Origin of the sequence: Faecalibacterium sp. I4-1-79, assembly GCF_023347235.1 — a bacterium.
Classification (GTDB): domain Bacteria; phylum Bacillota; class Clostridia; order Oscillospirales; family Ruminococcaceae; genus Faecalibacterium; species Faecalibacterium tardum.
The window spans coordinates 1170782-1186136 of record NZ_CP094467.1; the positions used below are offsets into that span (position 1 = coordinate 1170782).

A 15355-nucleotide genomic window follows, 5' to 3' on the forward strand; every position below is an offset into this window, starting at 1 on the left:
CAAGTGGTATCGGAGTGTCCATTGTGTTTTTGCGAGAAGCACAATGGGGTTCAAGAGGCCGTGAGTTCGATTCTCGCCACTCGGACCAAACAAAAATAATCCGAACTTGTTTCCGATGGGAGACGGGTTCGGATTATTTGTTTTCTACGGAAAACAGACTTGCATTTATTAAAAATAACCGAACCTTGCGGCTGTTGATGGAATGTGCCGCAGAGTTCGGGCAGATCCTGTAAGGAGGGTCATGCTATGAATACCACATTGCGGCGGGATGCGGATGAAATCATTCGTGCCAGCATTCAGGCGGTGCTGCCGGATAAGGCTGTGTGCCGTGCGCTGGAAAACTTTCAGCCCAGAGGCGGCAGAGTGCTGCTGGTGGCGGCAGGCAAGGCTGCATGGCAGATGGCGCACGCCGCCGTGCAGGCACTGGGGCACGTGGACGGCGGCGTGGTGGTGACCAAATACGGCCATGTGAAGGGCAAAATCCCCGGCATAAGCTGTTATGAGGCGGGCCATCCCGTGCCGGATGCCAACAGCTTTGCAGCCACCGAAAAAGCCTTGGCGCTGGTACAGGGGCTGACCGAAGAGGATACCGTGCTGTTTCTGCTTTCCGGCGGCGGCAGTGCCCTGTTTGAAAAGCCGCTTGTCCCCGGCGGGGAATTGCAGGATATCACCAATCAGCTCCTTGCCAGCGGAGCGGACATTGTGGAGATGAACACCATCCGCAAGCGGCTGTCCGCTGTCAAGGGCGGGCGGTTCGCGCAGGCCTGCGCGCCCGCAAAGGTGTTCAGTATCGTGCTCAGCGATATTCTGGGCGACCCGCTGGATATGATCGCCAGCGGCCCGGCGGTGCCGGATGGCTCCACCTGTGCGCAGGCACTTGCCATTGCGGAAAAATACCAGCTGCGCTTATCGGCGCAGGCAAAGGCGCTGTTAGCGCAGGAAACGCCGAAAGCCCTTGACAACGTGACGACCCAGATCACCGGCAGTGTGCGGGAGCTGTGCGCCGCCGCTGCCGAAGCCTGCCGGGAACTGGGCTATGCACCGCTGCTCCTCACCGACCGGCTCTGCTGCGAGGCGCGGGAGGCGGGCAGTTTTCTGGGGGCCATCGCCCGCACCCATGCGGGGCAGGGGAAAAAGCTGGCCTTTATCGCAGGCGGGGAAACGGTGGTGCACCTGACCGGCAAAGGGCTGGGCGGGCGCAATCAGGAGCTTGCTCTGGCCGCTGCTCCGGCGCTGGCCGGACAAAACGCGGCAGTGTTCTCGGTGGGCAGTGACGGCACCGACGGCCCTACCGATGCCGCCGGCGGCTATGCGGACGGCGATACTGCCGCTGCGCTGGCTGCAGCGGGCTGGAACCTGTTCGACACCCTGCAAAACAACGATGCCTACCACGCCTTGCAGGCGGTGGAAGGGCTGATCATCACAGGCGCTACCGGTACCAATGTCAATGATGTTGCCGTAGTGCTGATTGGGGGAGAAGAGCGGGCAGACGCTTGAAACTCTGTCTGCCCGGCGCACCTATAACATTTGACCCCGCTTTGTCCGCAGTGTACGGGCAGGCGGGGATTTTTTGTGGAAGGACTTGACAGATCATTTGCAAAGTGATATGATTTTGATATCACAAAGAAATGCTTCCGACCCTGATAAGGAGGAACCTGTTATGGAAGAAAAAATTTTGAATACCCGCAAAAACGGCATGGCTATGCTGTTGCTCACGTTGCTGGGCTATGTGGTGGCCATCGCCCTGTTCATTTACAGCATCACTCTGCTGAATGCAGACCGGATGCTTCTGGGCGTGCCGCTGCTGATCTTGTCCATTGCGTATTGGATCGCGGGCATTTTCCTGTTCTGCGGTCTTAAGGTGTTAAAGCCGCAGGAGGCGTTGGTGCTCACCCTGTTTGGTGATTACATCGGCACCCTGAAGGGACAGGGCTTTTACTGGGTAAACCCCTTCTGTACCGCCGTCAACCCCGCCGCCGGCACCCGCCTGAGCCAGAGCGGAGATGTGAACAGCAAGGAGAACAGCGTGGCTGCGCTGTTTGGCAATAACGGCCAGAATGCTCAGATGACCGTCGAGTCCATGAGCAAAAAGATCTCCCTCAAGATGATGACCCTGAACAACTCCCGCCAGAAGATCAACGATTGTCTGGGCAACCCGGTGGAGATCGGCATTGCGGTCATCTGGCGCGTGACCGATACCGCCAAGGCCGTGTTCAACGTGGATAACTATAAGGAATACCTCTCCCTGCAGTGCGACAGCGCCCTGCGCAACGTGGTGCGGGTGTACCCCTATGATGTTTCTCCCAACGTGGACACCACCGGCGACGGCGTAGCCGACGAGGGCAGTCTGCGCGGCTCCTCCGAGGTAGTGGCTGCCCGCATCCGGGACGAGATCCAGAAGAACGTGGCCGAGGCCGGCATCGAGGTGGTGGAAGCCCGCATCACCTATCTGGCCTATGCACCGGAGATCGCAGCGGTCATGCTGCAGCGCCAGCAGGCCAGTGCCATCATTGATGCCCGCAAGATGATCGTGGACGGCGCTGTGGGCATGGTGGAAATGGCGCTGGATCGTCTGAACGAGAACAAGGTAGTGGAACTGGACGATGAGCGTAAGGCGGCAATGGTGTCCAATCTGCTGGTGGTGCTGTGCGGCAACCGGGATGCCCAGCCCATCGTGAACAGCGGCAGCCTGTACTGATGGCCGAGCCGAAAAAACAGGTGCCCCTGCGCCTGAACGCCAAACTCTACGATGCCCTTGCCGCTTGGGCAGAGGATGACTTCCGCTCGGTGAACGGACAGATCGAATATCTGCTTACCGAGTGCGTGCGTCAGCGCAAAAAGAACGGGAAATATGTCTCAGACCAGTTGGACGTCCCGCCGGAGCTGGATCTCCATTAAGACACCCGCGGTAAACGTAAATTATGAAATAAGGCCGCTGCACAAAACCGGTGCGGCGGCCTGTTGTTTGTCAGGGAAAGGCGGTGCTTTCCGGCGGGAAAGGGAACAAATAAAGGCCAATTTGATAGATCAGTTGATCGTACAATGCTCCGGTATTTCGTCGGAAAAAGCGACCAAAGTCGCAAAAAAGTCTTGAAGATATAGAAGAAGATGGACAAATATCTGGGCGAAAACGTTTCTTTTTTGGATTTTTCCGGAAAATAACTTGCCTAAAAGTTTGCGGCGTGCTAAACTAACAGCGGGGAATTGTTTTGCGTAAGCAGACAGGGGGTGAAGCTATGAAAATACTGGTCGTGGATGACGGTCAGCTTGCGATCAATTCGCTGATCCGTATCCTGTGCCGGGTGGCACCGGACTGTGATTATATCAGTGCCATGACGACCGACGATGCCCTGACGTGGATGCGGCAGGGCCCGATGGATGCTGCCTTTTTGAACTTGGAAATGCCGGGGATGAATGGCCTTGCCCTTGCCCGCATGATCCAGAAATTGCAGCCCCGCTGCAATATCATCGTGGTCACCGAGCATCCGGAGTATGCGCTGGAAGCATTGCAGATCTTCGTCAGCGGTTTTCTGCTCAAGCCCGCCAACGAGGCCGATGTGCGCAATGTGCTGGAAAACCTGCGTTACCCGCCGGAGACTGCGCCGGTGGGCATCAAGATCCAGTGTTTCGGCAATTTCGAGATCTTTGTGGGCGGACGTCCGCTCTCCTTCAAGCGCAGTAAGAGCAAGGAGCTGCTGGCCTACCTTGTGGACCGCAACGGTGCCACCTGCACCAACGGCGAGATGCTGGCTATTTTGTGGGAAGATAAGCCCGATACCGCCTCGCTGCACAGCCATCTGCGCAATTTGATCTTTGACCTCAGCCATACGCTGGAGGATGCAGGGGTCAACGGGCTGCTGGTACGCGGCCGCAGCACGCTGGCGCTGGATACCAGCAAGGTGGATTGCGACTATTATAACTTCCTGCGGGGAGACCGCTCGGCCTTCAACTCCTACCGGGGCGAGTATATGACCCAGTACTCTTGGGCAGAGGTCACCCGTTCGGCGCTGCGCCAGCAGGCCGCAGCTACGCCCAAAAGCGGGTCGATCCCAAGCTATTACGTCCCGCCCACGGGCTTTTAAAACTGCATAAAACACAAAAGGCTGTTGCGCGATGATGCGCAGTAGCCTTTTTTCCTTTTATGGGTTTGAAAGTGGGGTAAGGGAATGCCCGCAGGCGTGCTGTTATCCTATAATAAATTGCTTAAAATCGCTCCAATTCCAGCAGATATTCCTTGATCTCCAGTCCCTCGGCGTAGCCGGTCAGACTGCCGTCTGCGCCGATGACCCGGTGGCAGGGCACCACGATGCAAAGTGGGTTGCGGTGGCAGGCGCTGCCTACGGCGCGGCTGGCCTTGGGTTTGCCCAGCGCCGCCGCCAGCTGTCCGTAGGTGCGCACCTCCCCGTAGGGAATCTTGCGCAGCTGCGCCCATACCGCCTGCTGAAAGGGCGTGCCTTTTGCCGCCAGCGGCAGGTCGAACTCCCGGCGCACCCCGGCAAAATATTCGTTCAGCTGCTCCTCGGCCTCCTGTAACAGGGGCGTTTCCACCACCCTGCGGGGCAGCGGTTCCAGCTCCGGTGCGCCGTCCGGGCAAAAATGTACCCCGCACAGAGCGTCGTTCTCCTCCTCTAAACAGATGGCACCAAGAATGCTGTTGATGTACCAGACGTTCAAAACCGGCCTCTTCCTTTCCTGTAAGAATGTGCTATACTGGTACTATCTTAACACAAAAGCTTCCATGAGGAAAGGGGCGTTTCAACTATGGTCAAGGCACTGGAAGATATCATTGCAAAAAGCAGCAGCATCGTCTTTTTCGGCGGCGCGGGCGTTTCTACAGAAAGCGGTATCCCGGATTTCCGCAGCGTGGACGGGCTGTACCACCAGAAATACGACTACCCGCCCGAAACCATCCTCAGCCATACCTTCTGGGAGGAAAACCCGGAGGAGTTTTACCGTTTTTACCGCGATAAGCTGATCGTAAAGGGTGCAAAACCCAACGCTGCCCATCTGCGGCTGGCAAAACTGGAACAGCAGGGTAAGCTGCGGGCGGTGGTCACCCAGAACATTGACGGGCTGCATCAGGCGGCGGGCAGCAAAACGGTGTACGAGCTGCACGGCAGCACCCTGCGCAACTACTGCACCCGCTGCGGTAAGTTTTACGATGTGGATTTTATCGCAAACAGCACCGGCGTGCCCCGCTGCACCGAGTGCGGCGGCATCGTAAAGCCGGACGTGGTGCTTTACGAGGAGGGCTTGGACGAGGAGGTGCTGTCCGGCGCAGTGGATGCCATCCGCCATGCCGATACCCTTATCATCGGCGGCACCAGTCTGGTGGTGTACCCCGCCGCCGGGCTCATCCGGTACTTCCGGGGCGACAATTTGGTGGTCATCAATATGCAGCCCACCGGGGCTGATGCCTCTGCTGACCTGTGCATTGCAAAACCCATCGGGCAGGTGCTGAGCGAGGACATTTCGCTGGACTGATTTTTGCACTGTAAGGCGCGCTGTTTCGCGCCGGTTTGCACGCGGTTTTCCGTATGCTGATGGAAAGAACATCAGAACGGAGGAACTGCAAATGATCCAGGTATGCGACCCGCCGCGTCAGCGGCAGGTGCGGCGGCTTTCCGCCGAAGAATTTTTTACATTGGTGCGCTGCGGCGGGGCGGGGTTCTACCGTCCCCGTACCGAGGTGCTACGGATGCTGACCGCAGGCGAGGCGTGGGGGACAGCCGGGGCGGCGCTGCTGGTGCTGCCCCTTACCGCCGATACCGCCGCCGCAGCAGCACTGCGCAGCTGGCTTGGACGCAGGCAGCTGGAAGGCGGTTGTCTGCTCACTCCGCTGGTGCGTACCGGCGAGGAGCTGCCCGCCCGGCTGGTGGAAATTGCCGCCGCCCGGGCAGACCGGCTGCGCCGCAAGGGTACGGCATGGGCAGTGGTGGAGTGCACCGAAACGGCGGCAGCACTGTTGCCGCTGTATTTCCGGCAGGGCTTCGGACTGCGGGCGCTGCGCCCGCTGGAAAGCCTTGCGCCCTGCTTTTTGCTGTGCACCGGCTGCGTGCCCGTTCGCACTGCGCCGGTGTGGGTGCCGCTGGAGGACAGGGTACAGCTGGCGCTGCTGCTGGCAAAGGGCTATGCTGCACTGGACAGCCGCCCCTACGGCGGCAGTCTTGCACTGGCGCTTTATCCGCTGAAAGAAACGGAATGACGTAAACCAGAGAGGGAATGAGAAATTATGAAGGCAGTGATTCTGGAAAGCTATGTGATGGAAGAAGGGGACTTGGACTGGTCCGGGGTAAAGGCACTGGTGCCGGACACCACCAGCTATGTGCGCACCGACTACACCGATATTGCGCCCCGCATCGGGGATGCAGAGCTGGTGCTCATCAACAAGTGCCGCATTGACGAGGCAGTGCTGGCGCAGTGCCCGAACCTCAAGTGGGTGGGCATCATCGCCACCGGCACGGATAATATCGACCTTGATGCCTGCCGCCGCCATGGGGTGGCAGTAGCCAACGTGCCGGGGTATTCTACTTACAGCGTGGCGCAGATGACCTTCAGCCTGCTGCTGGCCATCTGCCAGTGCGCCCAGCGGTACGACCGGGCGGTAAAGGCCGGGTACTGGCAGCTGGGCATCCCGGCAGAATATGGTCTGCTGCCGCAGGTGGAGCTGCTGGGCAAGACCTTTGGCATCTACGGCTACGGCAGCATCGGCCGCCAGACCGCCCGCATTGCAAAAGCCTTTGGCATGGAGGTGCTGGTGTGCACCCGCACGGTGCGCCCGGAGTATGCCGCCGATGGGGTGGAGTTTGTGGACTTTGACACCCTGCTTGCCCGCAGCGATGTGCTCAGCCTGCACTGCCCGGCCACCCCGGAAACCCGCGGGCTGATAAGCCGGGAAGCCCTTGCAAAAATGAAGCCCGGTGCCATTCTGCTGAACACTGCCCGGGGCGCACTGGTGGACGAAGAAGCCGTGGCTGATGCGCTGGAAAGCGGGAAGCTTGCCTTTTACGGCGCCGATGCCTTTGCCACTGAGCCGCTGCCGCCCCAAAGCCGTTTGCGCAGTCTGCCGGGCGCGGTGCTCACCCCGCATATCGCGTGGACTACCAAGGAGGCTTTGCAGCGGCTGATGGACATCACCACCGACAACCTGCGCAGCTTTCTGGTCGGGAAAGGCGAGAATATCGTCAACCCTTGATTTTGGCAGGGCACTGCACTATACTCTTCCATGATTTCAGGCTCTCACGGCAAAGAAACTGCCGTAAAATAACGTATGCACAAGAGCATCCGGCAGCTTTGCCGCTGCTCTGAGGGAGGTAAAAATGAGCTACGCCATCGTATTCAGCAGCAAAACCGGCAACACCGCACTGCTGGCACAGACCCTGCAGGAGCAGCTGCCACAGGCAGACTGCTGCTATTTCGGCGCACCGGACGCTGCCGCATTGGCAGCAGATACCCTGTATGTGGGTTTCTGGACGGACAAGGGCAAGGCCGATGCCGACACGCTGGATTTTTTGAAGCAGCTGCGCGGCAAGCGGGTGTTTCTGTTTGGCACCGCAGGCTTTGGCGGCAGTGCGCCCTACTTTGAAAAGATCCTTGCCGCCACCCGGAAGGCGCTGGACGGGAGCAATACCGTCATCGGCAGTTTTATGTGTCAGGGCAAGATGCCGGTATCCGTCCGGCAGCGTTACGAGGCCATGAAGGCAAAGCCTTTGCACATCCCCAATCTGGACGCCCTGATCGAAAACTTCGACAAGGCGCTCTCCCACCCGGATGCCGCAGATCTGGAACAGCTGAAACAGGCTGTAAAATAAGTGAAAAAGAGCGACCGCACATGGTTTTGTGCGGCCGCTTTTTCTGTATGGGACAAACGCTAGTCAATGGTGGTTTTGGTGCGTCCGATGCCGATGACGGCGGTGGAAATCTTTTTCCAGCTGTCGCAGCCGCACACGCCGTCCACCCGCAGGCTGGTGCGCTTCTGGTAGCCCCGCAGCGCCTGTTCGGTGCGGGCACCAAAGATGCCGTCGATACGGCTGCCGGTCTGGTAGCCAAGGGTGGAAAGTGCGTCCTGCAAGATCATGACATAGCAGCCCCGGCTGCCCCGGCGCAGGGTGGGGTAACCGGCGGTGGTGCCGCTGCATGCCGGGGTGCCGTAGCGGCGGTCAAAGTGCACCCATGTGGGGGTCTGGCTCAGCGGCTCCACATAGCCCCATGCGCCGGTAGCGCGGGCGGCGTTGTAAATGGCGGTGCGCTGGCGCTGGTCAAGGCTTTGCCCTACGTCAAACGCTACCCCTGCATAGTGCTGGCTGCGGGTGCCGTGACCGCCCTCCCAGATGCGGCGGAAGGCATACCCCACCGGGATGCCCCTGCCGTATTTGCGGCGGGTCAGGTTCCACGCTTCCATAGCGGCAATGGTGGTCCACAGGGTAGGGCTGGCCGATTTTCCCCGGAACTCCCGCAGCCGCAGGGTGGTCAGGGTGCTGTAAGGCATGGGGTCGTTCTCGTTCAGGTTTGCGTAGGTGTACACCTTGTTTTCGTAGGCGTCATAGATCAAAAGGCGTGCCATCCCTCATTCCTCCTTCTCGCAGCCGTAGGGGTCGGTGCACTGAGCTTGCAAAGCGTGCCATGTTTCCCGGTACACGATGCCGTTTACCGGGTGCAGCCCCGCCTGCTGCTGGACAGCCCGCACGGCGGCAGCGTCTGCCGCGCCAAAGCGGTTGTTATCGGCCACATAGCCCTCGCCGCAGGAAAGTTGCGCCCGGCGGTTGAGCCAGTACTCCACCTGCCCCACTTCTTGCCCGGCGCTGCCCTCAGCGATAGCACGCCCCGGGTAAGCAGTGCTGGGCGTGGTGCCCCGGTCGGGGTTCGGGGCATGAGCGGCCAGCTGCAAGCTCAGCGCTTCCACCGCCGTCCATGTGTCAGCATCTGCAATGCCGGTCTGCTCCAGCCCTAATAGCTGCTGGGCGCTGCGGGTGGCGGCGGCAGTCTCGTCGGTATAACGGTCGGCAAGGGGCGGAGCTTCCACGCTGGAAAAATAATAGGCGATGCGCTGCAAAAGCAGATTGTAGTACAGCACGGTCTCGCCGCTGCTGCCCACTGTCAGCGGCGTGCCGGGGTAGGGCAGACGCTTTAAGGTGACCACCGGGCCGGAGGAGCGCAGCTGGCTGGCGCGGCCGTAGAGGGAGTTCCATGTGGTGCGCCCCACTATGCCGTCCACGGTAAGCCCCGCAAACCGCTGGTACGCCCGCACCGCCCGCTCGGTGTCCGCGCCAAACTTTCCGTCAATGCTTACCGGCGGGATGCTGCTCTCGTAGGCGCTCATGAGGTAGAGGTAAAATTGCAGTTCCCGCACCGCTGTGCCGGCAGAGCCGGTGCGCAGCACGCCCGGGTACTCGCCGGGGCGCAGGGAAGAGGAGAGCAGCCGGTTGGCGATATCGTTGTACACCTCGTACAGCTTTTGCCATGTGGTGCGCCCCACCACCCCGTCTGCCGTCAGCCCGAAATAGCGCTGGAACCGCCGCACAGCCGCTGCCGTATCCGCGCCGAATTTTCCGTCCACGGTCACGCTTTCAAGGCTTGTGTACACGGTGCGAGCGATCTTCAGCCAGAACTGCACCAGCCGCACATTCTGCCCGGAGGCACCCTCCCGCAGCGGCGTGCCGGGGTAGGCGTTGGGGGTGCCGTTGTCGGACTGGATGCTCAAAAATTCGTCGTACAACTCCTTCCAGGTAGTCTGCCCCACTATGCCGTCTACGGTAAGGCCGTATTTGCGCTGGAAAGCGCGCACCGCATTGGCGGTGGCAGTGCCGTATACGCCGTCTACCGTTACGGAGGGGATGGCACTGTCGTACTGCGCCAGCGTGTTCAGCCAGAACTGTACCTGCTCCACAGCGCTGCCGGAAGCACCGGTGCTCAGCACCGTGCCGTTCCATGTGCCGTTGGACAGGGTGCCGGTGGAAGTCTCGCCCTCGCTGGTCAACTCGGCGAGGTCCTTTACCGATACATAGATGTAGCTGATCTTGTACCATGTCTGCCGCCCAACCACACCGTCGGCGGTCAGGTTGAACTGCTTCTGGAACGCCCGCACCGTGGCGGCCATCCGGCTGCCGAATACGCCATCCACCGTCAGTTTGCCAAGGAAGGGATAGTCCTTGGCGATGCGGTTCAGCTGCCTTTGCAGGGTGAACACCGCCGCGCCGCGGCTGCCCTGTCGCAGCGGTGTACCGGGGTAGCTCTGCGGGATGGAGCGGATATTCTTGGTGCGCACGATCTCGATGCTGCTGCCGTAGTAGTAGCGTAAGATCTGCAAGGCGCTGCGCCCGTTGTTGGCCAGTGTCACCGTGCCCCACTGCTTGAGCCCGGGGCAGGTGACCGACTTACCGTCGCAGTACTCGGAATAATAGGGGTTCACCGTACCGCTTTTGCGCAGATAGGTGTTGAAGATATCGTCTGTAATGCGCACCATCACCTCGAACACCGTGCGCCCGTGGACGTAGTACTGGTCGTAGCTGGTGGAGTTGGTAATGTTGAAGGTGTAGCCCTTGCTGGGGTACCATTCGGTGTAGATGCGGTTCAGCGCCAGCGAAATCTGGCAGTGGATGTTCGCCCGCAGTGCCTGCTCCGGCCAAGTAGGGTACACCTCGCTGGAGGCCACGTTTGCGATATAGTCCCGGAAGGACACCGTCACGTTGCGGGCGGCAGCCGCCGGTTTGCCCAGATGCACTGTGATATTTTTGGGGATAATGACCTGTTCCAGCACCCGGGGCGTGCAGTTTTCCCGCGGCTGCGGGCCGCTGCCGCCGCTGCCCGCAAACAAAGCGTGCGGCGGGATGATGATGGGCGCGTTCGGGATGTCCCGGTCTTCCTCGGTGTCGGGCAGCATCTGGGGCTGTGCCAGCGTTACCTGTCCGGCAAAGATCTGGATGCCCTCAATGCGCACGGTGCGGTAGCCGGGCTTTGCGGCGGTCAGACTGACAATGGCGTAGGGGCGGGTGGTGTTGTCCTCGTCCAGCGAGAGGGTGCAGGCGGGGGCTTCAACGGGAATATCGGCGGCGCTGCCGGTGGCATCAGTGATGCAGTGCAGGGTAAAGCCGTCCCCCTGCACCGCAACGGTCACCCCCTCCACGGGGGCAGACTGGCGTGCCGCAAAGGTCTGGATGCGGAGAGTTCCGGTGTTTTTCATGGAGATACGCTCCTTTGCTGGTAAAAGTATGCTTCTGCCTCAGCGTATTCCGTCCGGCGCCCGGGCGTGCATGGCAATGCCCGCAGCAAACAAAAAAGCCGCCCGTAGGCGGCAGGGGAGAATAGCTTATTTGGCGTTGTCCTTGGCAAGGGCGGCGTCAATATTTTTTTGCAGGGCGGCAAGGTTTTCTTCCTTGTCGATGCCGCCCAGCAGGGGCTGACCCACAACGTTGCCGTCCCGGTCAAAGACGTAGGTGGTGGGGAAGGCCATGATGTTCAGCGCGAACTTGCCGGCGTCGCTGCCGGAGGCAAAGTAGATGTTGCGGTAGCTTGCGCCCGTTGCAGCCAGCAGCTTTTTGGCGGTTTCAATGCCCTGCTGGTTGCCGTCCAGCGTCTCGGTGTTGATGCCAATCACCTCGCCGCCCTGTGCCTTGACCTTCTCGTTCAGGGCGTTCAGGTCGTCCAGTTCCTCTACGCAGGGCTTGCAGCCGTTGAACCAGAAGTTCACCACCGTAAAGGCGTTGCCCGCAAACAGGCTGTTGTCCACCGGGTTGCCCTCTAAATCGCTGCCCTCAAACTGGGGGAAGGCAGTGCCCTGTGCGGCAGCGCCGGAAGCAGAATCCTCTGCGGGGGCAAGGGCAGCGATCTGATTCTCGATATCCCGAATTTTTTCTGCATCGGCGGTCAGGGTCTTGTACTCCTCGTCCGAGAACTGATCCTTTGCCTTTTCCACGGCACTCAGCAGAAAATCGCCGTAGTTCGTGCTGAGGGTGGTTTCGGTCACGTTTTTGTCCATGGAGGAGAACACCTTCTCCCACAGGGCATCGTTTGCAGAAAGGATTTCGTTCTCCTCTGCCAGCAGCTGCTCCTCGGTCTTGGTTTCCGCTGCCGCAGAGGAAGCGGAAGAAGATGCAGAGGATGCAGAGGATGCAGAGGATGCGCCCTGCCCGCAGGCGGCAAGGCTGAAGGCCAGCACAAGGCTGAGCGAAAGTGCAGTTACACGGTTGAATTTCATGGTTTTACTCCTTTGTTGTTTCGGTGTTGGACTTGTCTCCCAGCCCGAACTTGTACTGGATGGCGTCCGTGGGGCAGGCTTTCATACACATCCCGCAGCGGATACATTCGGCGTGGTTGGGGGTCTTGGTAATGTCTACGTCCATCTTGCAAGCCTTTGCGCAGGCGCCGCAGGAGACGCATTTGTGGGTGTCTACGCGCATCTGGAACAGCGAGACCTTGTTCAGCAACGCATAGAACGCGCCCAGCGGGCACAGCCACTTGCAGAAGGGGCGGTAGAACACTACACTGCCCACAATGACTGCCAGCAGAATGCAGGCTTTCCATGTAAACAGCTTGCCCAGCGCGGCGCGGATGCCGGCATTGGTCAGGGAGAGGGGGATAGCACCCTCCAGCACGCCCTGCGGGCAGAGATATTTGCAGAAGAATGGGTCGCCCATGCCCAGCTCGTTGACTGCCAGCAATGGCAGCAGCACCACCATGACCAGCAGCACCGCATACTTTAAATAGCGCAGCGGCTTTAGCTTTTTGGTGGAAAGCTTGGGAGAGGGGATCTTGTGCAAAAGCTCTTGAAACCACCCGAACGGGCAGAGAAAGCCGCAGATAAAACGCCCCAGCAGCACCCCGAAAAGGATGAGGATGCCGGTGATGTAGTAGGAAAAGCGGAATTTGGAAGAGCCCACCACCGCTTGGAATGCTCCCACCGGGCAGGCACCGGCAGCGCCCGGGCAGGAATAGCAGTTCAGCCCAGGCACGCAGACGTATTTTCCGCTGCCCTGATACAGCGTCCCTTTGGCAAAGTTGGGCAGGTGGATGTTGGTCAAAAGGGTCGCCCCAGCCTGTATAAAGCCCCGGAAGCGAGCAAGGGGATTTAGTTTTTTCTTATCCAATGCCTACACACTCCATACACAGCCGGATGGCTTTTGAAAATACGGTGTCTGCCTCGCCCCGCCATACGCCGAACAGCAGCATCAGCACCCCGGCGGCAAGCAAAAGCAGCTGCGCCTGTTTTTTTGTCATGAACATCATAGCCTCCTGTTGTTTGATGGCACCAGTATACACCATGCGGGATAAAATTTCTGCTAAGAAAATCTTAACACGAATCTTAACACCGTCTGCTATAATCTGTTATAATGAAGAAAAACGCAAGAAACGAATTTTTACGGGAAGGGTGGAAAACAAAATGCGCCTTTTGGTGGTAGAGGACGAGCACTCCCTGCGGGAGGACATTGCCCGGAAGCTGCGGCTGTCCGGGTACGAGGTGGACGCCTGTGCAGACGGCGAAGCCGCGCTGGAAGCACTGGCGGCAGAGCGGTACGACCTTGTACTGCTGGACCTCAACCTGCCCAAGGTGGACGGAATGCAGGTGCTGCGCAGCTTACGGCAGCACGACCTTGAGACCTGTGTGCTGATCTTATCGGCGCGCAGCGAAATCGCAGATAAGGTGGAGGGTCTGGATGCCGGGGCGAACGATTATCTTTCCAAGCCATTCCACCTTGCAGAGCTGGAAGCCCGGGTGCGCAGCCTGACCCGGCGCAAGTTCATCCAGCAGGATGTCTGCCTGTGCTGCGGGCGGCTCAACTTCAACACCTGCAGCCGCGTTGCCACGGTGGATGGTCAGACCCTTGCGCTGACGCGGAAGGAGAGCGGCGTGCTGGAATATCTGCTGCTGCATCAGGGACGCCCGGTCAGTCAGGAAGAGCTCATCGAGCACGTCTGGGACGGCAGCGTGGACAGCTTCAGCAACTCCATCCGGGTACATATCTCTGCCCTGCGCAAAAAGCTGCGGGCGGCGCTGGGCTACGACCCCATCCGCAACCGCATCGGGGAAGGCTATGAGATCGGAGGAGAGGTACAATGAAGCGTTTGTCCCTGCAATGGCGCATCACCCTGCTGACGGCGCTGCTCATCGCCTGCGCCTGCGTGTGCATGAACCTGCTTTTATACCGCACCGGCGTTACCGGCATGGATGCCCTCAACGGCTTTATGATGCAGTATCAGCCCGGCAGCGCGGATTCCTTGACCATCGAGATCCCGCAGGAGGAAATGTCCAGCCTGCTGGCGCATTTTTCGCAGGAAGTCTACGATGCAAAGGTGGTTTTTGGCCGCAAGGGCTGGTGCATCACCGCCGTGGTCACCATCCTCAGTGCCGCCATCGCTTATTTTGTCAGCGGCAGAGCGCTGAAACCGTTGCAGCAGCTTGCGCAGCAGGCGCAGCGGGTCGATCAGGACAGCATTGCCACCGCCCGTCTGGATGAAGATACCGTGCAGGAATTCAGGCAGCTGAGCCGGTCGGTGAACCGGATGCTGGATGGCCTGGCACAGTCCTTTGAATTACAACGGCAGTTTGCGGGCAACGCCGCCCACGAGCTGCGCACCCCGCTGGCTATTTTGCAGACGAAGCTGGAACTGTTTGCAGAGGAGCACCCGGCCATGGATGCCGAGACTGCCGGGCTGGTCAGCTCTCTGCGGGAGCAGCTGGATCGCCTGACCGCCCTAGTGCGCACTTTATTAGAGATGAGCAATCTGCAATCGGTCTCCCGTACCGACCAGATCGCCCTTGCGCCGCTGGTGGAGGAAATTTTGACCGACCTGACCCCCCTTGCCCAGAAAAACAATATCTCCTTGCAGCAGGACTGCGCGGAACTGGGCATGGTGGGCAGCGATGCGCTGATCTACCGGCTGGTGTTCAATCTGGTGGAAAACGGTATCAAATATAACCGCCCCGGCGGTGCGGTGCGCGTCACCCTGCGGCGGGAAAAGCAAACTGCCGTGCTGCGCGTTGCAGATACCGGCCCCGGCATCCCCGTAGATTGCAGGGACAGCATTTTCCAGCCCTTTTTCCGGGTGGATAAGTCCCGCAGCCGGGAGATGGGCGGCGTGGGGCTTGGCCTTGCCCTTGTGCGGGAGATCGCCGTGCTGCACGGCGGCAGTGTGACTGTGGAGAGCAGCAGCGAAAACGGCACCACCTTTGCCGTCACCCTGCCGCTGGCACAGCCCTGTTGAAGCAAGCAGAGTATGGAAATCGTGCTTCCGAATAAAGGCTTCCCCCGGCCGGGGGAAATCTGTCCCCAAGGGGTGAAGGCTTTTGCCCAGTGACGATTTGTGCAAGCATGGGAAGGGGCTTTATTTTTGGCACACAGGGGAGTATACTGGAAACAGC

The 15355-nt window shown here is 59.7% G+C and carries 16 protein-coding genes; 10 read left to right on the forward strand and 6 right to left on the reverse strand.

The genetic code is table 11. The annotated features are described in order from the left end of the window. Nucleotides 1-246 precede the first annotated feature (246 nt). From MTP36_RS05875 to MTP36_RS05890, 4 genes are all read left to right on the forward strand, one after another. Nucleotides 247-1497, forward strand: a complete 1251-nt coding sequence (locus tag MTP36_RS05875) for a glycerate kinase type-2 family protein (protein ID WP_249254101.1) — start codon at nucleotides 247-249, stop codon at nucleotides 1495-1497. 163 nt (nucleotides 1498-1660) lie between these two features. Further along, nucleotides 1661-2698, forward strand: a complete 1038-nt coding sequence (locus tag MTP36_RS05880; RefSeq protein WP_249254103.1) for an SPFH domain-containing protein — start codon at nucleotides 1661-1663, stop codon at nucleotides 2696-2698. Next, the gene (locus tag MTP36_RS05885; protein WP_015537787.1) at nucleotides 2698-2898 is read left to right on the forward strand and encodes a hypothetical protein; all 201 of its coding nucleotides are present in this window, start codon (nucleotides 2698-2700) and stop codon (nucleotides 2896-2898) included. Before MTP36_RS05880 ends, MTP36_RS05885 begins: the two co-directional genes overlap by 1 nt. Before the next feature lie 338 nt (nucleotides 2899-3236). Further along, entirely contained in the window at nucleotides 3237-4082 is an 846-nt protein-coding gene (locus MTP36_RS05890; RefSeq protein WP_055185815.1) for a response regulator, read from the forward strand. Nucleotides 4083-4203: 121 nt separating this feature from the next. Here the strand turns inward: MTP36_RS05890 and MTP36_RS05895 are convergent, their stop codons facing one another. Continuing rightward, nucleotides 4204-4674, reverse strand: coding sequence for a methylated-DNA--[protein]-cysteine S-methyltransferase (locus MTP36_RS05895; protein WP_055185816.1), 471 nt, complete (start codon nucleotides 4672-4674; stop codon nucleotides 4204-4206). A gap of 87 nt (nucleotides 4675-4761) precedes the next feature. Between MTP36_RS05895 and MTP36_RS05900 the strand changes: the two genes are divergently transcribed. The 4 genes from MTP36_RS05900 to bilS all read left to right on the forward strand — a co-directional run bounded on the left by MTP36_RS05900 (nucleotide 4762) and on the right by bilS (nucleotide 7811). Continuing rightward, nucleotides 4762-5484 (forward strand): NAD-dependent protein deacylase, encoded by a 723-nt coding sequence (locus tag MTP36_RS05900; protein WP_005922053.1) that lies wholly within the window; start codon nucleotides 4762-4764, stop codon nucleotides 5482-5484. 91 nt (nucleotides 5485-5575) lie between these two features. Continuing rightward, complete coding sequence (locus MTP36_RS05905) at nucleotides 5576-6205, forward strand: hypothetical protein (RefSeq protein WP_249254105.1); 630 nt, start codon at nucleotides 5576-5578, stop codon at nucleotides 6203-6205. Between the two features lie 27 nt (nucleotides 6206-6232). Beyond that, nucleotides 6233-7195 (forward strand): D-2-hydroxyacid dehydrogenase, encoded by a 963-nt coding sequence (locus tag MTP36_RS05910; RefSeq protein ID WP_249254107.1) that lies wholly within the window; start codon nucleotides 6233-6235, stop codon nucleotides 7193-7195. 124 nt (nucleotides 7196-7319) lie between these two features. Further along, a complete protein-coding gene (gene bilS / locus MTP36_RS05915; protein ID WP_055185820.1) occupies nucleotides 7320-7811 on the forward strand; it encodes a flavodoxin family protein BilS in 492 nt (163 codons plus the stop codon). Nucleotides 7812-7870: 59 nt separating this feature from the next. On the opposite strand, the gene MTP36_RS05920 is transcribed toward bilS, so the two are convergent. The 5 genes from MTP36_RS05920 to MTP36_RS05940 form a co-directional block, all read right to left on the reverse strand. After that, nucleotides 7871-8563: a peptidoglycan-binding domain-containing protein gene (locus MTP36_RS05920; protein ID WP_249254109.1), complete on the reverse strand. Its 693-nt coding sequence runs from the start codon at nucleotides 8561-8563 to the stop codon at nucleotides 7871-7873. Nucleotides 8564-8566: 3 nt separating this feature from the next. After that, complete coding sequence (locus MTP36_RS05925) at nucleotides 8567-11179, reverse strand: peptidoglycan-binding domain-containing protein (protein WP_249254111.1); 2613 nt, start codon at nucleotides 11177-11179, stop codon at nucleotides 8567-8569. Between the two features lie 126 nt (nucleotides 11180-11305). After that, nucleotides 11306-12193, reverse strand: a complete 888-nt coding sequence (locus MTP36_RS05930) for a TlpA family protein disulfide reductase (protein ID WP_249254113.1) — start codon at nucleotides 12191-12193, stop codon at nucleotides 11306-11308. A 4-nt stretch (nucleotides 12194-12197) separates the two neighbouring features. Beyond that, on the reverse strand, nucleotides 12198-13082 hold the full coding sequence (locus MTP36_RS05935; RefSeq protein ID WP_097779570.1) for a 4Fe-4S binding protein: 885 nt from the start codon (nucleotides 13080-13082) through the stop codon (nucleotides 12198-12200). Further along, nucleotides 13075-13218 carry a CD1871A family CXXC motif-containing protein gene (locus tag MTP36_RS05940; RefSeq protein ID WP_333490614.1) on the reverse strand — a complete coding sequence of 48 codons (144 nt, stop codon included), beginning with the start codon at nucleotides 13216-13218 and terminating at the stop codon, nucleotides 13075-13077. The genes MTP36_RS05935 and MTP36_RS05940 overlap by 8 nt, the downstream gene beginning before the upstream one ends. 157 nt (nucleotides 13219-13375) lie before the next feature. On the opposite strand from MTP36_RS05940, the gene MTP36_RS05945 reads away from it, so the two are divergent. Together MTP36_RS05945 and MTP36_RS05950 are read left to right on the forward strand one after the other, a co-directional pair. Then, nucleotides 13376-14053: a response regulator transcription factor gene (locus MTP36_RS05945; protein WP_249254115.1), complete on the forward strand. Its 678-nt coding sequence runs from the start codon at nucleotides 13376-13378 to the stop codon at nucleotides 14051-14053. Next, nucleotides 14050-15198, forward strand: a complete 1149-nt coding sequence (locus MTP36_RS05950) for a sensor histidine kinase (protein ID WP_249254117.1) — start codon at nucleotides 14050-14052, stop codon at nucleotides 15196-15198. Before MTP36_RS05945 ends, MTP36_RS05950 begins: the two co-directional genes overlap by 4 nt. The last annotated feature ends 157 nt before the right edge of the window (nucleotides 15199-15355 follow it).